Source organism: Roseateles hydrophilus (assembly GCF_026712245.1).
GTDB lineage: Bacteria > Pseudomonadota > Gammaproteobacteria > Burkholderiales > Burkholderiaceae_C > Pelomonas > Pelomonas hydrophilus.
In genome coordinates, this window is the sequence record NZ_JAPPUY010000001.1 from 347903 (window position 1) to 369585 (window position 21683).

At 69.5% G+C, this 21683-nt stretch carries 17 protein-coding genes; 11 read left to right on the plus strand and 6 right to left on the minus strand.

Features of this window, described 5'->3' with window-relative positions; all coding sequences use genetic code 11:
• Nucleotides 1–66: 66 nt before the first annotated feature.
• The 10 genes from motA to NYO99_RS01590 all read left to right on the plus strand — a co-directional run bounded on the left by motA (nucleotide 67) and on the right by NYO99_RS01590 (nucleotide 11335).
• A complete protein-coding gene (motA, locus tag NYO99_RS01545; RefSeq protein WP_268165341.1) occupies nucleotides 67–924 on the plus strand; it encodes a flagellar motor stator protein MotA in 858 nt (285 codons plus the stop codon).
• Between the two features lie 86 nt (nucleotides 925–1010).
• The gene (gene motB, locus NYO99_RS01550) at nucleotides 1011–1985 is read left to right on the plus strand and encodes a flagellar motor protein MotB (RefSeq protein WP_268165342.1); all 975 of its coding nucleotides are present in this window, start codon (nucleotides 1011–1013) and stop codon (nucleotides 1983–1985) included.
• A 55-nt stretch (nucleotides 1986–2040) separates the two neighbouring features.
• The gene (gene cheY / locus NYO99_RS01555) at nucleotides 2041–2433 is read left to right on the plus strand and encodes a chemotaxis response regulator CheY (protein ID WP_119043331.1); all 393 of its coding nucleotides are present in this window, start codon (nucleotides 2041–2043) and stop codon (nucleotides 2431–2433) included.
• A 26-nt stretch (nucleotides 2434–2459) separates the two neighbouring features.
• Nucleotides 2460–3095 (plus strand): protein phosphatase CheZ, encoded by a 636-nt coding sequence (locus NYO99_RS01560; protein ID WP_268165343.1) that lies wholly within the window; start codon nucleotides 2460–2462, stop codon nucleotides 3093–3095.
• A gap of 162 nt (nucleotides 3096–3257) precedes the next feature.
• Nucleotides 3258–4427 (plus strand): flagellar biosynthesis protein FlhB, encoded by a 1170-nt coding sequence (flhB, locus tag NYO99_RS01565; protein ID WP_268165344.1) that lies wholly within the window; start codon nucleotides 3258–3260, stop codon nucleotides 4425–4427.
• Nucleotides 4428–4528: 101 nt separating this feature from the next.
• Nucleotides 4529–6619, plus strand: a complete 2091-nt coding sequence (gene flhA, locus NYO99_RS01570) for a flagellar biosynthesis protein FlhA (protein ID WP_268165345.1) — start codon at nucleotides 4529–4531, stop codon at nucleotides 6617–6619.
• Nucleotides 6620–6698: 79 nt separating this feature from the next.
• Complete coding sequence (gene flhF, locus NYO99_RS01575; protein ID WP_268165346.1) at nucleotides 6699–8321, plus strand: flagellar biosynthesis GTPase FlhF; 1623 nt, start codon at nucleotides 6699–6701, stop codon at nucleotides 8319–8321.
• A 17-nt stretch (nucleotides 8322–8338) separates the two neighbouring features.
• A complete protein-coding gene (locus NYO99_RS01580) occupies nucleotides 8339–9118 on the plus strand; it encodes a flagellar biosynthesis protein (protein WP_268165347.1) in 780 nt (259 codons plus the stop codon).
• Nucleotides 9119–9219: 101 nt separating this feature from the next.
• A complete protein-coding gene (locus tag NYO99_RS01585; protein ID WP_268165348.1) occupies nucleotides 9220–9933 on the plus strand; it encodes an RNA polymerase sigma factor FliA in 714 nt (237 codons plus the stop codon).
• A 55-nt stretch (nucleotides 9934–9988) separates the two neighbouring features.
• On the plus strand, nucleotides 9989–11335 hold the full coding sequence (locus NYO99_RS01590; RefSeq protein ID WP_268165349.1) for a methyl-accepting chemotaxis protein: 1347 nt from the start codon (nucleotides 9989–9991) through the stop codon (nucleotides 11333–11335).
• A 35-nt stretch (nucleotides 11336–11370) separates the two neighbouring features.
• Here NYO99_RS01590 and NYO99_RS01595 read toward each other — a convergent pair whose 3' ends face one another.
• The 3 genes from NYO99_RS01595 to NYO99_RS01605 are packed head-to-tail and all read right to left on the minus strand — an operon-like array spanning nucleotide 11371 to nucleotide 15877.
• Nucleotides 11371–13221 carry a GGDEF domain-containing protein gene (locus tag NYO99_RS01595; protein ID WP_268165350.1) on the minus strand — a complete coding sequence of 617 codons (1851 nt, stop codon included), beginning with the start codon at nucleotides 13219–13221 and terminating at the stop codon, nucleotides 11371–11373.
• A gap of 60 nt (nucleotides 13222–13281) precedes the next feature.
• Complete coding sequence (locus NYO99_RS01600) at nucleotides 13282–15501, minus strand: putative bifunctional diguanylate cyclase/phosphodiesterase (protein ID WP_268165351.1); 2220 nt, start codon at nucleotides 15499–15501, stop codon at nucleotides 13282–13284.
• A 7-nt stretch (nucleotides 15502–15508) separates the two neighbouring features.
• A complete protein-coding gene (locus NYO99_RS01605) occupies nucleotides 15509–15877 on the minus strand; it encodes an Hpt domain-containing protein (protein WP_268165352.1) in 369 nt (122 codons plus the stop codon).
• Nucleotides 15878–16021: 144 nt separating this feature from the next.
• On the opposite strand from NYO99_RS01605, the gene NYO99_RS01610 reads away from it, so the two are divergent.
• Nucleotides 16022–17362: a sensor histidine kinase gene (locus NYO99_RS01610; RefSeq protein WP_268165353.1), complete on the plus strand. Its 1341-nt coding sequence runs from the start codon at nucleotides 16022–16024 to the stop codon at nucleotides 17360–17362.
• Between the two features lies 1 nt (nucleotide 17363).
• On the opposite strand, the gene NYO99_RS01615 is transcribed toward NYO99_RS01610, so the two are convergent.
• From NYO99_RS01615 to NYO99_RS01625, 3 genes are read right to left on the minus strand one after another with little or no spacing between them, the layout of a single operon-like run.
• Nucleotides 17364–17981, minus strand: a complete 618-nt coding sequence (locus NYO99_RS01615; protein WP_268165354.1) for a response regulator — start codon at nucleotides 17979–17981, stop codon at nucleotides 17364–17366.
• A gap of 9 nt (nucleotides 17982–17990) precedes the next feature.
• On the minus strand, nucleotides 17991–20432 hold the full coding sequence (locus tag NYO99_RS01620) for a PAS domain-containing sensor histidine kinase (protein ID WP_268165355.1): 2442 nt from the start codon (nucleotides 20430–20432) through the stop codon (nucleotides 17991–17993).
• Between the two features lie 44 nt (nucleotides 20433–20476).
• Complete coding sequence (locus NYO99_RS01625; RefSeq protein WP_268165356.1) at nucleotides 20477–21658, minus strand: EAL and HDOD domain-containing protein; 1182 nt, start codon at nucleotides 21656–21658, stop codon at nucleotides 20477–20479.
• Nucleotides 21659–21683 lie beyond the last annotated feature (25 nt).

Here is a 21683-nt window from a genome sequence, read left to right on the forward strand (position 1 = left end):
CGGCATACTTTGTGAACCTCCCGGCAGCGGGCCGTTGAGGGTTGACCACCTCCACCTCGACCAAGCATGTTCGTCATCATCGGCTGGCTCCTCGCCCTGGCCTGCATCTTCGGCGTCTACATCGTGCACGGCGGGAACATGGGCGTGATCCTGAAGGCGCTGCCTTTCGAGATGACGACCATCTTCGGCGCGGCCATCGGCGCCTTCCTGGCCAACAACCAGATGAAGGTCGTCAAGGCCACCATCGCGGGCCTGGGTCTGTGCTTCAAGGGCAGCAAGTACAGCAAGGCGCGCTACATGGAGCTGCTGGCGCTGATGTATGACATCCTGCAGAAGGCGCGCAAGGAGGGCCTGATGTCCATTGAAAAGGACGTCGAGGACCCGCACAGCTCGCCGCTGTTCCAGAAATATCCGGTGGTGGGCAATGATCACCACGTCACCGAGTTCATCACCGACTACCTGCGCATGATGGTGTCGGGCAACCTGAACGCGCACGAGATCGAGTCGCTGATGGACAGCGAGATCGAGACCCACCACCAGGAAGAGCATGCGGCCGTGGCCGCGCTTGGCCGCTTGGCCGGCGGCCTGCCGGCCTTCGGCATCGTGGCCGCCGTGCTGGGCGTGGTGAACACCATGGGTTCGGTGGGCCAGCCGCCTGCCGTGCTGGGCGGCATGATCGGTTCGGCACTGGTGGGTACCTTCCTGGGCATTCTGCTGGCCTACGGCTTCGTGGAGCCGCTGGGCGGCCTGCTTGAGCAGAAGGTGGAAGACGCTGGCAAGGAGTTCCAGTGCATCAAGACCACGCTGCTGGCCAGCATGCAGGGCTACGCGCCGCAGGTGGCCATCGAGTTCGGCCGCAAGGTGCTGTTCTCGGGCGATCGGCCGTCCTTCAGCGAGCTGGAAGCTCACGTCAAGAAGAAATGACAGCCATCGCCTTGAACCGCTGGTCGCTGTCGAACCGGCCTCGTCAGGTGAATGGCGGGGCCGCAAGCGCTTCGCGGGAGAGCTAAATGGCGGGAGACGCCAAGAAGCTGCAGCCCATCATCATCAAGAAGGTGAAGAAGGGCGGTCACGCGGCGCATGGCGGCGCGTGGAAGATTGCGTACGCCGACTTCGTGACGGCCATGATGGCCTTCTTCCTGCTGATGTGGCTGCTGGGCTCCACCACCGAGGGCGACAAGAAGGGCATCGCCGAGTACTTCCAGTCGCCATTGCGCGTGGCCATGTTGGGTGGCTCGGGCTCGGGCGATTCGTCCAGCGTCGTGCGTGGTGGCGGCAAGGACCTGTCACGCGAGACGGGGCAGGTCAAGGAAGGCCAGAGCGACGCCAAGAAGTCCAGCTACACGCTGCGTGCGCTCAAGGAAGAGCAGCGCAAGGCCGAGCGCGCGCGCTTGGAGCAGCTCAAAACCAAGGTCGAAGAGGTGTTGGCCGAGAACCCCAAGTTGGCCGCTCTCGGCGGTCAGATCCGGCTCGACATGACCAAGGAAGGCTTGCGCATCCAGATCGTCGATGAGGGCAACCGGCCCATGTTCGACAGCGGCAGTGCCGTCGTGAAGCCCTACATGCGCGAGCTGCTGCAGGAGTTGGGCAGCGTGCTGACCGAAGTGCCCAACCGCCTGACGGTGGAAGGGCACACGGACGCCCAGCCCTTCTCCGCAGGCGACAAGGGCTACAGCAACTGGGAGTTATCGGCTGACCGGGCGAACGCGTCTCGCCGCGAGCTGGTGGCGGGCGGGCTGCAGGAGGCGCGCATGCTGCGCGTGCAGGGACTGGCCGCCAGCAAGCTGCTGGACGCCAAGGATCCCAACGGTGCACTGAATCGCCGCATCAGCATCATCGTCATGAACCGTGATGCGGAGGATGCCGTGCTGAAGAACCTGCCGGACGAACCGGAAGCCGATGCGGCGCCTGCGCCGCAGGAGGCCACGCAAGTGCCGGCTATCGGCAAAATGCCGCAAACTCAGCCGCCGGGGTCGGGCCGCTAGAAACTAGACTGAGGCCTGACACTGACATACCTCCCGCCCCAGATAGAGGACCGCCATGAGCGCTGACATGAAATTCCTGGTCGTTGACGACTTCTCCACCATGCGCCGCATCGTTCGCGGCCTGCTCAAGGAGATTGGCTACAACAACTGCGAAGAAGCGGAAGACGGCGTTGAGGCACTCAACATGCTCAAGGGCGCCAAGTTCGACTTCGTCGTCAGCGACATCAACATGCCCAACATGACGGGCTTCGAGCTGCTGAAGGCCATCAAGGAAGATCCCAACCTCAAGCACCTGCCGGTGCTGATGGTGACGGCCGAGGCCCGCAAGGAAGACATCGTGCTGGCGGCGCAGTCCGGCGCGGCCGGCTACATCGTCAAGCCCTTCACCAAGGCGACGCTGGAAGAAAAAGTCCTCAAGATCATGCAGAAGCTGGCTGCAGCAGCCTGAGCATCACAACACGAGAGGGGACAGCCATGTCGATCGATCAGTTGGATCAGCTGGGCAAGGCGCAGGAGCCGTTGCTGGTATCGCCCGAGGTCTTCCAGCAACTCGGCACCATCACGCGCACGTTGCATGACACCATGCAGCGCCTGGGCGTGATGCCCAAGCTGCAGGTGGCGACCGATGGCCTGCCCGATGCGCGCAGCCGCCTGAGCTACATCGCCACCAAGACGGCTGCCGCCGCCGAGAAGGTGCTGAACTCGGTCGACCAGGCCAAGGCCGAGCACGCCGGCATCAGCCAAGCCACCAAGGAACTGGCCGCTGCCATCGTGGCCGACCCGGTGCGGGCGGTGGCCAGCGGCGCGGTCATGAACTTCGTCAAGGACGTCGAGAGCCGCACGCAGAACATCGACAACCACCTGACCGACATCATGCTGGCGCAGGACTTCCACGACCTGACCGGCCAGGTGGTGGCCAAGGTCGTGAACCTGGCCAACGACCTGGAAGACAGCCTCGTTAAGCTGCTGGTGCAGGTGGTGCCGCCTGAGCAGCGCGAGAAGGTCGACCCGACCATCCTGCAGGGGCCCGTGGTCAATGCCGAGGGCCGCACGGACGTCGTCACCAACCAGGGCGAGGTCGACGACCTGCTGGCGAGCCTGGGCTTCTGAGCCGCATCGCCTCCTGCTGACAAAGGCCGGCCATCGCCGGCCTTTTGCTTTTCTGCTGCCCTGTGGCGCCTGCGCTCGAAACAGGGTGGTTTGTGCGGCGCTATTTCTGCCCAAGCGGGCAGGGCAGGCTCGGAACAATCCGGCCAGCGCTGACCCACCGCCATGGCCGACCAAGACGCACAAGACCGCAACCTACCCGCCTCGCCCAAGAAGATCCAGAAATCTCGGGCCGAGGGGCAGTTGCCGCGGTCGCGCGACCTGCCGCACTTCGCGATGATGGCTGCGGGCGGTGCTGCGTTGATGGCGGGTGGGCCGCTCATCATCGATGAGCTGCGCAGCATGCTGCGCACCGGCCTGCACTTCGACGCCAGCCTGCTGGCGCGGCCTGGTTTCATGGCCGAGCGACTGGTCGAGATGTCGTTGGCCTTCGCGCTCGTCGCGCTGCCGCTGGGGCTGCTGCTGATGCTGGCGGCCATCGCCAGCAACTTGGCCAGCGGGGGCTGGAACTGGACGATGAAGCCGCTGGCGCCCAAGTTCAGCCACCTGGACCCGATCGCCGGCCTCAAGCGGCTGTTCACCGGCCAGGGCCTGGGTACGGCGCTGAAGGCCGTGCTGCTGGCGCTGGTGCTGGGCATTGTGGGGGCGCTGGTGCTGAAGGATCGCCTCGCGGCCTACGTGAGCATCATGTCCGTGCCGCTGCCGTCGGCGCTGGCCTACGCGGGCCAGCAGCTCATGGGTGGGCTGGCGCTGCTGGCCGTGGCGCTGGCGGTGTTCGCGGCCATCGACGTGCCGCTGCAGCGCCAGCTGTGGCTGCGGCGCCTGCGCATGAGCCGCGAGGAGGCCAAGCAGGAACTCAAGGAGTTGGAAGGCAACATGGAGGTCAAGGCCCGCATCCGCACCAAGATGCGCGAGATGGCCAAGCGCCGCATGCTGGCCGCCGTGCCGCAGGCCGACCTCGTGGTCATGAACCCGACCCACTATGCCGTGGCCCTCAAGTACGAGGAAGGCAAGATGGCCGCGCCCAAGGTGATTGCCAAGGGCGCGGACCTGCTGGCGCTGAAGATCCGCGACTTGGCCAAGGAGAGCAAGGTGCCCGTGTTGCAGCAGCCGGTGCTGGCGCGTGCGCTGTATGCCCACGCCAAGCTGGATCAGGAAATCCCCGCCGCGCTGTTCGGCGCCGTGGCGCAGGTGCTGGCCTACGTCTACCAGCTGCGCGCTGCATTGGCCTCGCGTCATGTGGCCCGGCCCGACATGCCCAAGCCGCATGTGCCGCCCGAGCTGGACCCGCACAACCAGCCAGGCTGGGTGCCTGACGAGGACCTCGCCGACTAGGCGCCGCGGCGGGCCGCGGAACAGCGCGGTTTTCCCGCCGCTTCTCCGGCTCAAGTTTGGCGGGCTGCCGCGAAAAATGCGGGTGAGACCTCTGTCGCCCCATGAACCAGCTCACCGCCAAACTCCAAGCCCTGTTCGGCCCGCGTGCCGGCGTCATCGCCGCTTTGGGCGCGCCGGTGGCCGTGCTGCTGGTGCTGGCGATGATGGTGCTGCCGCTGCCGCCCTTCGCGCTGGACCTGCTGTTCACCTTCAACATCGCGATGGCGGTGATGGTGACCATGGTGGCGGCCAACATGATCCGCCCGCTGGACTTCGCGGCCTTTCCGACCGTGCTGCTGCTGACGACGCTGATGCGCCTGTCGCTGAACGTCGCGTCCACGCGCGTGGTGCTGCTGGAGGGCCACACCGGCACGGGCGCGGCCGGCAAGGTCATCGAGGCCTTCGGGCACTTCCTGATCGGCGGCAACTTCGCGGTCGGCCTGATCGTGTTCGCCATCCTCGTGGTCATCAACTTCATCGTGGTGACCAAGGGTGCGGAGCGCATCGCCGAGGTCGGCGCGCGCTTCACGTTGGATGCGATGCCCGGCAAGCAGATGGCGGTGGATGCCGACCTGAACGCCGGCCTCATCAACGAGGCCGAGGCCAAGCGCCGCCGCGCCGAGTTGTCGGACGAAGCGGACTTCTTCGGCTCCATGGACGGTGCCAGCAAGTTCGTGCGCGGCGATGCCATCGCGGGCATGCTGATCCTGGCGATCAACATCGTCGGCGGCTTCATCATCGGCGTGGCGCAGCACGGCCTGTCGGCCGGCCAGGCCGCCAACACCTACGTGCTGCTAGCCGTGGGTGACGCGCTCGTCGCGCAGATCCCGGCGCTGCTGATTTCGGTGGCGGCCGCGATGGTGGTGTCGCGCGTGGGCACGGACAAGGCCATCGGCAGCCAGATCGGCAAGCAGGTGTTCGGCTCGGCCAAGAGCATCGCCATCACGGCCGGGGTCATTGGCGCGCTGGGGCTGATCCCGGGCATGCCGCATGTCGTGTTCCTGCTGATCGCCTCGGGGCTGGGCTACCTGGCCTGGTGGCTGCGCAGCAAGGAGCAGGCGGCCGAGGTGGCCAAGGCCATCAAGCCGGTCGCGCCCCCGACTGAAAGCAACGGCGAGGCCAGCTGGGAGGACCTGGTGCCCGTGGACACGCTGGGCCTGGAGGTGGGCTATCGCCTGATCACGCTGGTCGACAAGACCCGCGAGGGCGACCTGCTGAGTCGCATCAAGGGCGTGCGCCGCAAGTTCGCGCAGGAGGTCGGCTTCCTGCCGCCGCCGGTGCACATCCGCGACAACCTGGAGCTGCGCCCCAGCCAGTACCGCATCTCGCTGCGTGGCGCCGTCGTTGGCGAGGCCGAGGCCTTCCCCGGCATGTGGCTGGCCATCAACCCGGGCCATGCGACGCAGAAGCTCATCGGCACCCAGACCACCGACCCCGCCTTCGGCCTGCCGGCCGTGTGGATCGAGGAGCGGCAAAAGGAGATGGCCCAAATGAGCGGGTTTACGGTGGTTGATTGCTCGACTGTCGTGGCCACCCACCTTTCACACTTGATGCAAGTGCATGCGGCCAAGCTGCTGGGCCGCGTGGAGACCCAGGCCCTGGTGGAGCACCTCACCAAGCAGGCGCCGCAATTGATCGAAGACGTGATTCCCAAGATGGTCAGCATCGCCACCCTGCAACGCGTTCTCCAGCTGCTGCTGGAAGAGGGCGTGCACGTGCGTGACATGCGCTCCATCGTCGAATGCCTGGCCGAAACCTCGGCCACCGTGACGGACCCGCAGGAGCTGGCCCGCCGCATCCGCACCCACATCGCGCCGGCCATCGTGCAGCAGATCTACGGCAGCGTGAAGGAGCTCGACGTCATCGCGCTGGAGCCCGAGCTGGAGCGTCTCGTCACGCAGGCCCTGAACTCGCCGCACGGCGCCGCGCTGGACCCCGGCGTGGCCGACACGCTGGCCCGCAGTGCCGCCGAGACGGCCCAGAAGCAGGAAGACCGCGGCGTGCCCGCCACGCTGCTGGTGCCCGACCTGATTCGCGCGCCCATGGCCCGCCTGCTCAAGCGCGCCGCGCCGCGCCTCAAGGTGCTGGGCCACAGCGAGATTCCTGAGACCCACACCATCCGCATCGGCTCCATCATCGGAGGTGCTGCTTGATGTGCCCCCACGCTCATATTCATTCGCTGCCCCCCGAGGGGGCGCTCGCCTCCTTTGAGGCGGCTCGGCAGGAGGCTCCATGAACGTCCGCAAATTCACCGCGAGGACTTCCCGCGAAGCCCTCGCCCTCGTCAAGCAGGCCTTCGGCCCCGACGCGGTCGTGCTGTCCAACAAGAACGTGCCGGAAGGCGTGGAAGTGCTGGCCATGGCGCCCGAGGGCATGGGGCAGATCGAGCAGATCGCCCAGACTGCACCGCGCACCGTGGCGCGCCCGGCGGCGCAGCCGGTGGCCGCCCAGCCTCCGCAGCGCGCCAGCTTCGCCGAGCGTGCCCGCCAGGAGCCGAGCTTTGGCGCACCCGAGGTGCGCCAGGATGTCGAGCAGCTGGCCATGAGCACGCTGAGCTTCCAGGACTACGTGCGTGAGCGCGTGCTGCGCCGCCGCCAGGCCGAACTGGCCGGCCAGCCCGACCCGGTCATGGCAGCGCCGGCGCCGCAGCAGCCGCCGGCGGTGTCGCTGGACGCCGTGCGTGCCCAGCGCGAACGCCGTGCCGCCGAGGCCATGGCCGCGCTGGCACCGCGCCGCGCCGCCGCGCCCGCGCCGCGCAACATGCCGCCGGTGCTGCGCGACGAGATCCGCATCCCGCCGGCCGCGCCCGCGCGCCCGGTGCCGCTGCTCAGCGACATCGCGACGGCCGAGCCCCAGCCGCTGCCCGGTCAGCCCACGGCCACGCAACGCAGCCAGATGGACATGGCCGCCGAGCTGCGGCAGATGCGCGGCTTGATCGAGGAGCGCTTCTCGTCGCTGGCCTTCATGGAGAAGCTGCAGCGCCAGCCCGTGCAGGCGCGCCTGACGCAGAAGCTGCTGGAGCTGGGCTTCTCGCCCGCCCTGGTGCGCAAGCTGGCCGAGAGCTGCCCGTCCGAGTTCAAGGCCGGTGCCGCGCACGACGCCGCCGACGAGACCGCCTGGGCCGCCCATGTGCTGTCGCGCAACCTGCAGACCGACGAGGCCGCGCCGGCCATCGAGGACCGCGGCGGCGTGTTCGCGCTGATCGGCTCCACCGGTGTCGGCAAGACCACGACGACCGCGAAGCTGGCCGCCCATTTCGCCACCAAGTACGGCGCCGGCCAGCTGGGCCTGATCACGCTGGACGCCTACCGCGTCGGCGCCCACGAGCAGCTGCGCGCCTACGGCCGCATCCTCGGCGTGCCGGTGCACACCGCCCACGACCGCGCATCGCTGGACGACCTGCTGGACCTGCTCGCCAGCAAGAAGCTGGTGCTCATCGACACCGCCGGCATGGCCCAGCGCGACAGCCGCACGCAGGAGCTGCTGGAGATGCTGGCCCACCCCAGCATCAAGAAGCTGCTGGTCATCAATGCCGCGCAGCAGGGCGAGACGATCGAAGATGTCGTCAACGCCTGGAAGGCGGCGGCCTGCGAAGGCGTCGTGCTCAGCAAGATCGACGAGGCCGTCAAGCTGGCCCCGGCGCTGGACACGCTGATCCGCCACAAGCTCAAGGTGCTGGGCGTGGCCAACGGCCAGCGCGTGCCGGAGGACTGGCACCGCCTGCCCAGCGTGGCCCTGGTGCAGAAGGCGCTCAAGAGCCCTGCCGCCGGTGCTTGGCGCATGGACAACACCGATGTGAACCTCATCTTCGCCGGCGCGCCGCTGAGCGATCTCGGCCCGCAGGCCCTGCACTGATGTCCCGAGGCCCGAGCATGCTCCAGGATCAAGCCCACGGTCTGCGCCGGCTGTTCGCCGCCAGCAAGACGCGCTTCGTGCCCGTCGTCAGCAACCCCGCCGTCGTCGGCGCCGGTGTGCTGCTGGAAGGCTTGTGCGCCGCCTTTGCCGAGTTGAACCTGCAGACGCTGGTGGTGGATGCGGGCGAGTCGTCGCCCGCGCCGTCCGAGCTCGCGCAGGTCGAGTTGTCCAACTGCATCGAGCGCCTGTCGCCCCGCGTCTCCTACCTAGCCGCGCGCGGCCTGCCGATGCGCTACATCAACGCTCAGGGCTCGGCAGCATCCTTCCTGGAGGCACTGGCCGCAGCGGCGCCCGAGGCCGACGTCATCCTGCTGCACGCACCGGCGGCCGAGCTGGCCCGTGTGGTCGCGCTGCGCGAAGTGCGCCCGCTGCTGCTGGCCGATACCGACCCGCGCAGCGTCACCGAAGCCTATGCGGGCATGAAATGGCTCACGCAGCGCGCCGGGCTCATGGTCTACAGTCTGTTGATGGCCTGCCACCCCCAATTGCGCGTGGCCACCCGCATCGCGCAACAACTGCATTCCTGCGCCGACGGCTTCCTCGGCGCGGTGCTGCGGGACTGGGCTTGCCTGGACCCGCGCGCCTCGCAGCACGCACCGCTGTCGCCCGAACTGCGCCACCTCGCCCGCGAACTGCTGCTGGCCGCGCCACCGGGTGCCGCCATCGGTGCCTCGTCTGATGCGACCCCGCTGCGCCCGCTGCGCAGCCCCGCCCACGCCCCGCTCGCCGCGCACTGACCCCCACGTCGGAGCTGACATGAAGGTGCCCCCACGTTCACTGCGTTCTCTGCCCCCCGAGGGGGCGCCTCAGCGCCTTCGGGCGGCCGTGCGGAGCTGACATGTACACGCCCAAAGGCCGTCTCGACAACAGCACGCTGATCAAGCAGTACAGCCCGCTGGTGCGACGCTTGGCGCATCAGATGATTGCCAAGCTGCCGGCCAACGTGGAGGTGGACGATCTGATCCAGGTGGGCCTCATCGGCCTGACCGACGCACTGTCGCGCTTTGACGCCGAGCAGGGCGTGCAGTTCGAGACCTTTGCGACCCAGCGCATCCGTGGCGCCATGCTCGACGAGCTGCGCGGCGGCGACTGGATGAGCCGCGGCACGCGCCGCCAGCAGCGCGAGATCGAGGCGGCCGTGCACAAGGTCGAACAGCGCCTGGGCCGCGCGCCCAACGAGTCCGAGATCGCCGCCGAGATGGGACTGGCGTTGCAGGAGTACCAGGACTTGCTGTCCAAGGTGCGCGGCACGCAGCTGATCTACCTGGAGGACATGTCTGGCGACGATGGCGACGAGGACTACCTCGATCGCCACGTTGCCGACGAGGCCGGCAATCCCATGCTGCAGTTGCAGGACCACCGCATGCGCGAGGCGCTGGTGGCCGCCATCAAGAACCTGCCCGAGCGCGAGCAGTTTGTGATGAGCATGTACTACGAGCACGACATGAATCTCAAGGAGATTGCGGCCGTGCTCAAGGTCACCGAGTCCCGCGTGTGCCAGCTGCACAGCCAGTCCATCGCCAGGTTGCGCGTTAAGCTGCGCGACTGGTAGTACACGGGGCGGCCACCGGTGGCGACCCCGAAAAAATAACTTCGGGGACAAGCGCATGTTCGGATGGAAGAAGACCGGCGGGTCGACGGTTGACGCGCCTCGCCCGGAGGCAGTTCGCAGCGACGACAGCGCCGCGCTCGATGTGGTGCGCAGCTTGGCGCGCTCCATCTCCACCGTGGGCAAGGATGCCGCCGAGGTGCGCGGCGCGCTGGAGGACACCCAGCGCGTCATGCAGGCTCAGGGCCAGGCGATGCAGGCCCTGGCCCAGCAGCTTCAACAGATCGGCCAGGCCCAGGTGGCCATCACCACCGCCACCGCGCAAAGCGCGCAGGCGGTGCAGCGTGCGCGCGGCGCGCTTGGCGTGGTTGGCAGCGAGGTGGTGGACATGGCCGGCACGCTTGCTCAGGTGTCCAACGCGGCGGCCGAGATCACCAAGGTGTCGCTGCAGACCCGGCTGGTGGCCTTCAACGCGGCGGTGGAGGCCAAGCATGCGGGTGAGGCAGGGCGGGGCTTTGCCGTCGTTGCCGAGGCGGTGAAGGCGCTGGCCGGCCAGGTCGAGTCCTCCTCCAAGGCCATCGTCTCCGCGATTGCGACGCTGCAGGACCGCATCGACCGCTTCAGCGCCGAGCTCAGCGAGAACGCCGCGCGGCCCAGCCAGATCCACGCAGCGTTCCAGGCCGTGGATGAGGACGTGCAGCGCATCGCAGCATCGGCCGCCGAGAGTGGCCAGCAGATGGGCGTGCTCAACGAGCGGGCTCGGGCGCTGGAGCGCGAGGTGTCGGAGGCCTCTCACAACCTCAAGGTGGCCTTCGATGGCAGCGACCGTTTCCTGCGCATGTCGGAGGAACTGGTGGACCGCATGGCCAGCAGCGGTGTCGAGGTCGACGACATGCCCTTCATCCGGGCCGCGCAAGCCGCTGCGGCCGAGATCAGCGCCCTGCTGGAGGGCGCGCTGCGTGACGGCCGCATCAGCCAGGCCGACCTGTTCGACGAGCACTACAGCCCGCTGGCCGATACCAATCCGCAGCAGCACACGGCGCGCTTCTGCCGGCTGACCGACGAGCTGCTGCCAGCGGTGCAGGAGCGCACCCTGGGCTGCAGCGACAAGGTCGTGTTCTGCATCGCGGCCGACCGCAACGGCTACATCGCAACGCACAACCGCAAGTACTGCCAGCCGCAACGGCCGGGCGACCCGGTCTGGAATGCGGCCAACAGCCGCTATCGCCGCATCTTCAACGACCGCACCGGGCTCGCCTCGGCGCGCAACACGCGGCCCTTCCTGCTGCAGACCTATCGCCGCGACATGGGCGGTGGCCGCTTTGTGGTGCTGAAGGAAGTGGCCGCGCCCATCACCGTCAATGGCCGCCATTGGGGCGGCCTGCGGCTGGCGTTCAACTTCTGACGCGGTGCTGCTTGCCGCTCACACGCGGCGGCAGCTCACTCCGCAATGCACGCGCGGTTCTTGCCCGTGTGCTTGGCCTCGTAGAGCGCGACGTCGGCACGGTCCAGCGCAGCTTCCAGCGTCTCGCCGGCCCGGTACAGCGTGACGCCGGCCGAGAAGGTGACGAACACATCCTTGCCCTCGTGGTTGAACAGCGCCGAGGACAGCGAGCGCTGCAGGCGCACCAGCACGGCTTGCGCCTCGTCCAGCGGCGTGTCGGGCAGCATCAGCACGAACTCCTCGCCACCGTAGCGCGCCACCATGTCGCCCGGCCGCAGCGAGGCCTGGGCGCGTTCGGCCAGGGACTTCAGCGCGATGTCGCCCGCATGGTGGCCCAGCGTGTCGTTGAGCTTCTTGAAGTTGTCGATGTCCAGCAGCGCCAGCGCCACCCGCGTCTGCTCGCGCTCGGCGCGCGCCTGTTCGATGCCGAAGGCCTGGATCAGGCCGCGGCGGTTGGCCACCTGCGTCAGCTGGTCGGTGTGCACCTCGTTGGAGAGGCGGCGCAGCTCGCCTTCCAGTTCTTCCACGCGCTGGGTCAGCGCGCTCGCGCGGTCGTGTTCCAGCGTCAGCCGTGCCTGTGTCTGGGCCACCAGGCCCTGCACGCTGCGGCTTTCCTCCACCATCTCGCGCACCGTGCCCGCCAGGCTTTCCAGCGAGTCGGCCTGCTCGATGGCATCGGCGTAGCGGCCCACGCTGTTCTGGAAGCGGTCGGTGTGCTGGCCCAGTTCGCCCAGCTCGGCCAGCATGCGCTGGATCAGGCCCTTCAGCGCGTCGCGCGCCTTGGAGCGCTCGTCGCGCAGTGCGCGCTGACGCTCGCGGGTGCCGCTCAGCAGTTCGGACACCACGCGCACGCCGCGGCCGGACAGGCCCTGCGCGAGCGTGTTGTTCATGGCCTCCGCCTGGCCTCGGGCCCAGGAATCGTCCTCGGCCAGGTCCACCAGGCTGCCGCTGAGTTCGCGGCACAGGCCGCCCAGCTCGTCGAACAGGTGGCGCCGGTGGTCCAGCAGGTGGCGGGCGCGCAGACACAGCGCCGCCATCTGGGCCGCACGCTCCGGCGTCGCGCCACCGGCCTGCAGCTCGGCCAGGGCGGCATCCAGTTCCAGCATCAGCGCTTCGGCCGGTGTGGCCTCGGTCTGCGGTGAGCGCAGCGCGTGAGTGACCGTGCCGCCGAGCTCGCGGCTCACGTCGCGCCACGGCGCGAGGTCCACGGCGGGCGTCGGCAGGTCCAGGCGCAGCGGCTCGTCCAGGCCGCCGCTGTCGCGGAATTCGGAGGCGGCAAAGTCACTGTCGGCGAACAGCTGGCTGGGGGTGCCGCCCGAATCGTCAAGTCCGGCGTCGGTCTCGACCTCGCTGCCGTCGCCGTCCTTGTCCCAGCTGGCCACCAACTGCAGCAGGCGCTTGACCAGCTTGCCGCTGTCGGTGCGGCCCAGTTCCAGCGCGCGCTGGATGCCTTCCTTCTTGCGCGCCAGCGTCCATTGCCGGCCGCCGCGCTCCAGCCCGCGCACCAGGCGCTCGATGGCCTGGGCCAGCGCCTCCGCCTGCGCTGCAGGGCCGGCCACATCCAGCAGCTTGTCCACCTGGCGTTGCAACTCGTCCAGCCGCTGCTCGCGCAACGAGGTCTGCAACTCCTGGCGCGTGGTGCCGGAGGGCAGGGCCAGGCTGATAAGGCGCGACAGCAGCTGCTGCACGCGCTCAGTGACGGCGCCGCCGCCGGTGGCGGCGGTCTCCCCGCCGGACTCGATCGCGTAGGCGCGCGCGTAGTTCTCGGGCGTGGGTTCCAGTCTTGCCTGGGCCAGGCGCTGCAAAGCAGCCTTGGCGAGTTGGGCCGGCGGAAGGGTCGATCGCATCTCAGTGGTCCGTGCCGTGTTGGCGGCATTCTGCAGGCCGCACCCGAGCGTGCGGCGGCTTCATCGTTGCCCGCGGGCCAGATCGGTGCTGCCGTCGGCCTGCGTGATCCAGGGAGCCTTGCGCGGCAGCACGGTCTGGGCAATCCAGCGCTCGAGTTCGTCTGGCGGCAGCGGTTTGCTGAACAGGAAGCCCTGCATCAGCGAGCAGCCCAGGCGGTGCAGCACCTCCATCTGGCGCAGTGTCTCCACGCCCTCGGCGATGACGCGCAGGCCCAGGGCGCGCGCCAGCGCGATGATGGCCGTGACGACGGCCGAGCTCTGCGGCGTGATGCCCAGGTCGCGCACGAAGGTGCGGTCGATCTTGACCTCGGAGATGGGCAGCGTGGTCAGGTAGGCGAGGGACGAGTAGCCGGTGCCGAAGTCGTCGATGGAGATCTCGACGCCCACTTCGTTGAGCCGGTGCAGAGACGGGATGACGTTCTGCAAGTCCTTCATCAGGTTGTTCTCGGTGATCTCGAGCTGGATGGACCGGTGCGGCACGCCGTAAGCGCTGACGCATTGGTGGATGTGCTCAACGAGATCGGTGCGTTCGAACAGCCGGCTGGGCAGGTTGACGGCGATGGAGTCGGAGAAGCCGAACTGCAGCTGCCACAGCTTGGCCTGGCGGGCGGCTTCCTTCAGCGCCCATTCGGACAGCGGCACGATGAGGCCGGTTTCTTCGGCCAGCGGGATGAAGTCGGCCGGCGGCACGAGCACGTTGCCGCGCTGCCAGCGCATCAGCGCCTCGGCGCCCACCATGCGGGCAGCGCGGACGTCGATCTTGGGCTGGTAGTGCAGCACGATCTCGTTGCGCTCCAGCGCCTTGTGCAGCGCACTCTCCAGTTCCAGCTTCTGCTTGCCGTGGCCGGCGAGCTGCGGCGAGTACACGGCCGACGCATTGCGGCCCTGGCTCTTGACCGCGTACATGGCGACGTCGGAGTTGCGCAGCAGGTCGGCCATGGTCTGGCCGTCGCGCGGGTAGATGGCGATGCCGACGCTGGCCGTGACGAAACACTCCTGGCCGCCGACGAAGATGGGCTCGCGCAGCGCGTCCAGCACGCGCTGCGCGACGCGCTCGGCGTCGCGCTCGTCCGTGACCTCGGGCAGCAGCGCGACGAATTCGTCGCCACCCAGCCGCCCGACGGCCTCCAGGCCACGGTGGCTACGGCCGCCCAGGCCTTCGAGCACGCCTTCCATGATCTGGTCGGAGTGGCGCACGCAGCCGCGCAGGCGCCGGCCGACCTCGACGAGCAGTTCGTCGCCGGCCGCATGGCCCAGCGTGTCGTTGATGACCTTGAAGCGGTCCAGGTCGATCAGCAGCAGGCCTACCTCATGGCCGCCGCGGCGTGCGCTCTCGATGGCGCGCTCCACGCGCCAGATCAGCTGGCGGCGATTGGGCAGGCCGGTGAGGGCGTCGAAGTGCGCCAACTGGCGGATGCGGTCCTCGGCCTGGCGGCGGTCGGTCACGTCCTGCAGGATGCCCGTGTAGCCGCTGGCGCTGCCCTGGTCGCTGAACTCGGGCTCGGCTTCGATGTGCACGACGCGCTGGCGGCCGTCGGGCAGCGTGAGGGGCAGGTCGGTGATGAGGACGGAGGTGTGGGCGATGACGTCGCGCAGCAGCCGCAGGAACATGTGGCGGTCGTCCGCCGGCACCATGCGCAGCACGCTGAGGAAGTCCAGCCGGTCCTGCGGGCCGCGGCCGAAGACGCGCAGGCCTTCGGCCGAGATCGTGAAGCTGCCCGGCACGTCGCGGCGCCACTCGAAGCTGCCCATGCGCGCCAGATCCTGGGCGCGGGCCAACTTGGCCTTGCTGCGCTCCAGCTCCATGCGGGTGCGGGAGCTGCGCAGCAGGTAGCGCAGTCGCCCGTCCAGCAGGCTCCATTGCGGCGACTTGACGAAGAAGTCTGTCGCGCCGGCCTGGTAAGCGCGGTTGATGGACGCCTCGTCGTCCAAGCCGGTCAGCATCAGCACGGGCAGGGATTCGAAACCCGGCGTGGCCCGCAGCAACGAGCAGGTCTCGAAGCCGTCCAGCTCGGGCATCAGCGCATCGAGCACGACGACATCGGGCGGCCGGATGGACAGCTGCGCCAACGCCGCACTGCCGCTGGATGCCTCGGTCACCTCGAAGCCGCGCTCGCGCAGCGCTGCTGCCGTGAGGATCAGGTTGACCTCGTCGTCGTCAACCAGCAGCACACGCGGACGCGGCGGCAGATCGTCGAGGTCTTGACCGATGGGCTGCATGGAGGGCTTACAGCAGCGCGGCCAAGGCCGCGCGCACCTGTTGGATGTCCTGCAGCATAGCGTCCAGTTGTTCAGGCAGGCCGTCGGCGCGCTCGTCGCGTGCCATGGATTCAATGTCGGCACAGCGCGCAGACAGCGCGATGGCGCCCAAGCTGGCCGACGACGACTTCAGCGTGTGGCTGACGTGGCGGATGGCGGTGAAGTCCAGCTTGCCGTCCTGGCGGGCGCGCGCCAGCTCGGGCAGCAGGCGGTCCAGAGAGGTGGAAAACGCGCCCACCACGCGCTCCAGCAGCTTGTTGCCACCGCTGGGGTCGAGCTCGCGCAGGCGTTGAACGGCCTGGGGGTCAAGCAGGGTTGCGGGCGGGGGGGTGGACATGGCGTGCGGGAGGGCGCGGGTACTGCAGAAATGTAGCCTGGGCCGCAGGGGGGGGCGCCGCGAAGAAATGCACAGTTTCCGCAGGCCCGGCAGGCAGGTGCATCTGCACCTGGGCGGTGCCTGGCGCTGCCTACAATCCCGCGCATGAACAGTCTCAGCGACGACAGCGCGCCATCGCGCCGCCCGCAACGGCGCCTGCCGATGCGGCTGGTGATGGCGGGCGTGGCGGTCGCGGGGCTGCTGATTCTGGCGCTGGGAACCCTGGTGGTGCTGGCGCTGGTGCGCGCGTGGGGCAACGAGGTCGGGCTGGTGCACGTGGCGCTGGTGCTGACGGCATTCTTCACCGGCGTCCTGGTGCTGGCGGCGGCAGCGCTGGGCTGGCATGCCGGCGTGCGGCTGACTCGCCAGCGCCTGGCCGAGCCGCTGCGCGAGGCGCGCCAGCAACTGCTGATGCAGGCCCAGTTGCAACGTGACTGGCAGTGGGCGACCGACGCCAGTCACCACCTGGTGCGCTGGCAGGCGCCGCAGGGCGGGCCGGCGTCCAGCTGGGCCGGCGCGGGCCTCCGCACCCAGCTGTTGTGGGAACGCTTTGCGGCGTCAGACGCCGGCAGCGAACTGCGCGAACGGGTGCAGGCCCACCAGGCGTTCGGCGATCTCGTCATGGCTGCGCCAGACGGCGCCGCGCGCTGGCGGCTGCGCGGGCTGCCCTGCATCGATGCCCAGGGGCACTTCGCCGGCTACGTGGGCACGGCGCGGCCGGAGGACGCGGTGGCCCCGGTCGCCGCTCAGGCGCCCGCGCCAGCCGCACAGCCCGATCCGGCGGCGGAGCAGGAGTCCTTCAGCTACACGGTGTCGCACGACCTGCGTGCGCCCTTGCGCGTGGTGGAGGGCTTTGCACGCATCCTGAAGGAGGACTACGGCAGCCGGCTGGACCGCGTGGGCAACGACCACCTGGACCGCGTCATGAGCGCCGCGGCGCGCATGAACAGCATGATCGACGCGCTGCTGTCGCTGAGCCAGCTGTCCACGCGCCCGCTGGCCTGCCAGCCGGTCAACCTGTCGCAGCTGGCCGGCTATGTGGTGGAGGAATTGCGCCGCGCTGCGCCGCAGCGCGAACTGGCGCTGGCCATCGAGCCTGACCTGACCGTGCAGGGCGACCCGACGCTGCTGCGCATGGTGCTGGAGAACCTGCTGGGCAATGCCTGGAAGTACAGCGCCAAGGTCGATCGGGCCGAGATCGGTTTCGGCAGCGCGATGCAGGACGGGCGGCGTGTCTTTGTCGTGTCCGACAACGGCGCGGGCTTCGACATGCGCTTTGCCGAACGGCTGTTCGGTGTGTTCCAGCGCCTGCACAGCGCCAGCGATTTCCAGGGCACCGGCGTGGGGCTGGCGCTGGTGCGCCGCATCGTGCGCCGCCACGGCGGCGACATCTGGGCCGAGTCCGCCGTGGGCGAGGGCGCCCGGTTCTACTTCACCTTGAACTGACTCAGAGCTTCTGCCCGGGGCGGGCCAGCAGTTCCACCGCGTCGACGATGCGCCGCGCCTGCTCGGGCAGGCTGTGGTCGTCGGCGGCGGCCAGGCTCATCAGCCGGGCCAGGGCCTCGTCACGCGGCAGCGAGTAGCGGTGCATCAGCACGCCCACGGCCAGCGCCGTGGGGTCCAGCGTCAGCGGCAGCTCGGACGGTGGCTGCCGCAGTGGGGCGGCCGGCAGCGTGGGTGCCGCTGCGGCCGGGGCCGCGCTGGTGCGGGCGAACGCGGCCTCCACGGCCGGCACGATCTGCGAGATGTCCAGCGGCTTGATGAGGTAGGCCACCGCGCCCAGCTCCTTGACCTTGGCGACGGTGGCGTCGTCGGCAAAGGCGGACAGGAACATGAACGGCGTCTGCAGGTATTCGCGAAGATAGGCCGCCACGTCGAAGCCCGTGAGCCCCTCCATGCGGATGTCCAGCAGCGCCAGCTCGGGCCGGTGTTCGCGGGCGAGCAGGATGGCGTCGTCGCCGTTGTCGGCGTCGATGACCTCGAAGCCCGCCTGTGTCAGCCCGTAGCTCAACGTCGCCAACACCAGTCGGTCGTCATCGACGACCAGGATCTTGCCCTTGCTCACCGCGCCCCTCTACCCAGAACTTGGTTTTGTGGCCGGATTGTGAACCACGCTGGGCGGGATCAGCTCCAGGCGGCAGACGACGTCGCCGCCTTGCTGTTCCAAGCTCAGGATGGCGCTGCGCCGCGGCAGCAGCGCGCGCACCAGGCCCAGGCCCGACACGCCGCTGCGCACGTTCTGCAGCAGGAAGCCGTCCGGCAGCTGGCCCGGGTTGGCGATCTCGACGGTCACGCCGCAGGCGTCGCAGATGAGCTGGCAGCGCACCTGGGCGCCGTCGCTGTGGCGCAGCGCGTTGCCCAGCAGCTCGTTGAGGCTGAGCGCGATGGGAATGGCTTCGGCCTCCGGCAGACACCAGTCGTCCAGCAGCGCGCCGCCCTCGGCCGCGGTCGTGATGATGCGGCCCTGCGTGCGCTGCACCGAGCCGACGATGGCGTCGAACACGCGCTTGAGCAGCAGCGGCCCGCTGGCGCCCACCTGCAGCCCGTAGACCTGCGCGATGGCCTGCACCTGGCCCACGGCCTCCTTCAGCACGGGTGCCACTTCCGGGCGGCGCTGGGCGATCTGTTGCAGCAGGCCGGCGACGCCCTGCAGGTTGTTCTTGATGCGGTGGTGCACCTCGCGCACCAGCAGCTCGCGCTGGGCGATCGCGGCCTGCAGCCGGGCCTGTTCGGCGGCGCGTTGTTCGGTCACGTCGCTGGCGACGAGCAGCAGCAGCTCGGGCGTGTCCTCGCTGCCGGCCAGGTGCAGCAACCGCGTGTCCCAGACGCGGCTGAGCGCGCCCTGCGTGACGGCGTACTCACGCTGCACGACGGCCTGCGAGGCCAGCGCCTCGCGCATGTCGGCGGCCACGCGAGCGCCCAGTTCGTCGCCGAACAGCTGAGCCGGTGTGCCGCCGAGCAGGCCAGCTTCCGGGCGCCCGGCCAGCGTGGCCGCGGCCTGGTTGAGCTTGACGATCCGCAGGCTCTGCGCCTCGTGCAGCGTGATGGCCAACGGCGCGCCCTCGATGATGCGGGCCAGCGAGGCCTGGGCCAGCCGGCTCTGCGCCTCGGCCTGGCGGCGCCGGTCGATATCCAGCAGCGCGTAGGTCAGGCGCATTCCGCCGTCCTCGCGCGGTGTCTGCACGGCGTTGCCGATGACCCAGAACTCGCGCCCGTCGCGGCCGCGCAGGCGGCACTCGAAGACCTCGCTGCCCGGCTCGCCATGGAACACGTGGCCCTCGTCGTCCGGCGCCAGCACGCCCATGGGCTGGCCCAGCACGTCCTCCAGCTCGCAACTGAACATGCGCCGCGCGGACCGGTTCATCCACTCGATGCCGTCGTGTCCCACGGTGACGATGCCCACCAGCACGGAGTCCAGCACCGTGCGCTCGCTTTCGGCACGCAGCAGCAGTGCGTTCTCGGCTTGGGCCTGGGCCGTGACGTCCAGCGTGACGACCGATGTGGAGCGCCGCCCGCCGGCCAGCACGCCTGGCGCGACGCGCGTCAGCAGCCAGCGCCTGCCCAGCTCGGGGTGGCGCACGGCGTAGCGCACTTCAATGGCGTCGCCCTTCTTGAGCGCCCGCTGCAGGCGCTCGAACTCGGGCAGCGAGGCCGGCTCGACCAGCTCGCGGCTGATGCCCTGCAGCGAGGCCGCCGGCTGTTTGGCGCCAGCCTTGAACGGCGAGCCCTTGCGGTGGGCCTTGAGCCAGCCGGCCTCAGGCTGGAACGTGGCTAGGCCGACGGCAGCGGTGTCCATCAGCGCGTCCAGCTGCTGGTGGGCGAGATCGCGTTCGTGCTGGACGCTGTGGTCCTCCAGCAGCGCCAGCAGCAGCGTGCGGCCGGGCTGGCGCCACAGGCGCAGCCGGGCCTGCAGCCAGCGGTGCCGGCCTTGCGCGTCGACGAACTCGGCCTCGGTCAGCAGCGGCGGGTCCTGCGGCCGTTGCGCGGCCAGCGCGGGCAGCACGGCGTCCTGGCTCCAGCCGAGCAGGGCTTGCAGCAGGTCGGGCAGCTCGTTGAGGTGGCGGGGTGCGCCGGGGCACAGCACGTCGAAGGCGCCGCTGCGGCGCAGCAGCGCGCCGTTGCCGGCGTCGGCCAGCGCGGCGGGTTGGGGTGACAGCGCCAGCCACTCGGCCAGCGGCGGCTCGTCACCGTCAGCCGCGCTGAGGCGGGCGTGCAGCAGCCAGTTGGGCCGGTCGCGCAGCAGGTGCAGCACGGCGCGCTGGCCTCCGGCGAGCTTCAGGGGCGGCGCAGGGGGCGGCGTGCGGCCGGCGTCGATGGCGCGGGTGGCCTCGCGCAGCCAGGTTTCCAGGCGGCTGCCCGCGGCCTGGCGCAGCAATCGCCAGCCCTCGCTTGCGTCGCCACCCAGCCAGTCGCGCGCCGCAGGGTTGGCGCGCAGCGTGGACAGGTCGGCGCGCAGCGTCAGCACCGGGTCGCTGAGGAGTTCCAGCAATGCCGCGGAAGGGGCTTGGCCGAGCATGGGTCAGCCGCGGTGGCGGGCCGCGCGGCGCGCAGGCGAGCCGGTCATTCGAGCTGGGCGGCCTTGTGCAGCGCGCGCAGCACGCAGGCGTTGACCTCGCCGGCGCCGATCATCAGCGCGTCGATGCGCTCGCGGTAGTCGAACACGCTTTCCGCCTCGATGGCCCGCACCAGCTCCAGGTAGGGCATGAAGGGGCCGGTCTCGTCCACCAGCGCCTGGCGCACGCGCTCGGGCACCGGGATGCTCTGCAGCAGCTTGTCGAACGGCGCCTTGAGCATGTGGTCCAGCAGCGAGAACAGCCCGCAGATGAACATCTCGTCGCGCTGCTCGCGGTCGTCCATGCCGGCGGCCAGCTCTTCCATGATGAGGCCGCGGCGCACGGCGCCATACATGATGGGCCGCATGCTGTGATCCTTGCTGGCCGTCGTCAGCAGCAGGGCCAGCCAGCGCTTCAGGCGGGCATAGCCCAGCAGCATGATGGCGTGGCGGAAGCTGGACACCTCCACCGGCAGGCCGAAGGCGGCCGAGTTCATGTAGCGCAGCAGCTTGAAGGCCAGGCTCGGGTCGCGCTTGAGGGTTTGCTCCAGGCGCTCGACGTCCTCGCCCTCGTCCACGCGCGACATCAGCTCGACGATGACCTGCAGGTCGGCGGCCACCTCGGTCTTGGCGCCGGGCTCGGCCTCGTAGTTGCCGTCCATCGGCCAGCCGATGACATGCTGCGCGCCGGCCTCGAAGGCTGCGTCCACGGCCAGTGCACCGCGCACACCGGCGCACACCAACGACGTGCCGGCCGGCGCCGCCTGGCCGGGTTCGAGCACGATGCCCTTGAACGCGGCGGCCACCGGCGCGGGCAGGGCTGCGCTGGGCAGGCCCTTGAGCAGGCCGCTGTGGCCGGCGCCCTTGAGGGCCGCGATGGCCGGCGCGTGGGCCTCATCGGCGGCGATGAAAGCGGGCACCTCGATCTGTGCGGGCTGGGTCGGGGGCTGTTGCAGCAGCGCGCCCAGCAGTGCCTCGCCCTGCGGGCTGATCACAAGGCCGCCGGCTGGAAACGCGGCCGCCAGGGCCGCCAGCAGCTCTGCGTGGTCCACCTTCGCATCGGGCCGCAGCGGCACCAGCGTCAGCCGCGTGCCGGCGATGGCGCGCTGGCGGTCGATGACCGGTGAGTAACCCAGTGCGACGCCCGGCAGGAGGGCGTGGTCAAGAGCGGCGGGGGTGTTGTCGGGCATGGTGGCGCGGGGACTGCGGGGATGC

Coding starts and splice junctions, on each gene's coding strand:
- flhA (WP_268165345.1), top strand. CDS start 4,529: ATGAACCAGCTCACCGCCAAACTCCAAGCCCTGTTCGGCCCGCGTGCC.
- NYO99_RS01580 (WP_268165347.1), top strand. CDS start 8,339: ATGCTCCAGGATCAAGCCCACGGTCTGCGCCGGCTGTTCGCCGCCAGC.
- NYO99_RS01585 (WP_268165348.1), top strand. CDS start 9,220: ATGTACACGCCCAAAGGCCGTCTCGACAACAGCACGCTGATCAAGCAG.
- NYO99_RS01625 (WP_268165356.1), bottom strand. CDS start 21,658: ATGCCCGACAACACCCCCGCCGCTCTTGACCACGCCCTCCTGCCGGGC.
- NYO99_RS01620 (WP_268165355.1), bottom strand. CDS start 20,432: ATGCTCGGCCAAGCCCCTTCCGCGGCATTGCTGGAACTCCTCAGCGAC.
- cheY (WP_119043331.1), top strand. CDS start 2,041: ATGAGCGCTGACATGAAATTCCTGGTCGTTGACGACTTCTCCACCATG.
- motB (WP_268165342.1), top strand. CDS start 1,011: ATGGCGGGAGACGCCAAGAAGCTGCAGCCCATCATCATCAAGAAGGTG.
- NYO99_RS01590 (WP_268165349.1), top strand. CDS start 9,989: ATGTTCGGATGGAAGAAGACCGGCGGGTCGACGGTTGACGCGCCTCGC.
- NYO99_RS01595 (WP_268165350.1), bottom strand. CDS start 13,221: ATGCGATCGACCCTTCCGCCGGCCCAACTCGCCAAGGCTGCTTTGCAG.
- flhB (WP_268165344.1), top strand. CDS start 3,258: ATGGCCGACCAAGACGCACAAGACCGCAACCTACCCGCCTCGCCCAAG.
- NYO99_RS01610 (WP_268165353.1), top strand. CDS start 16,022: ATGAACAGTCTCAGCGACGACAGCGCGCCATCGCGCCGCCCGCAACGG.
- flhF (WP_268165346.1), top strand. CDS start 6,699: ATGAACGTCCGCAAATTCACCGCGAGGACTTCCCGCGAAGCCCTCGCC.
- NYO99_RS01600 (WP_268165351.1), bottom strand. CDS start 15,501: ATGCAGCCCATCGGTCAAGACCTCGACGATCTGCCGCCGCGTCCGCGT.
- motA (WP_268165341.1), top strand. CDS start 67: ATGTTCGTCATCATCGGCTGGCTCCTCGCCCTGGCCTGCATCTTCGGC.
- NYO99_RS01605 (WP_268165352.1), bottom strand. CDS start 15,877: ATGTCCACCCCCCCGCCCGCAACCCTGCTTGACCCCCAGGCCGTTCAA.
- NYO99_RS01560 (WP_268165343.1), top strand. CDS start 2,460: ATGTCGATCGATCAGTTGGATCAGCTGGGCAAGGCGCAGGAGCCGTTG.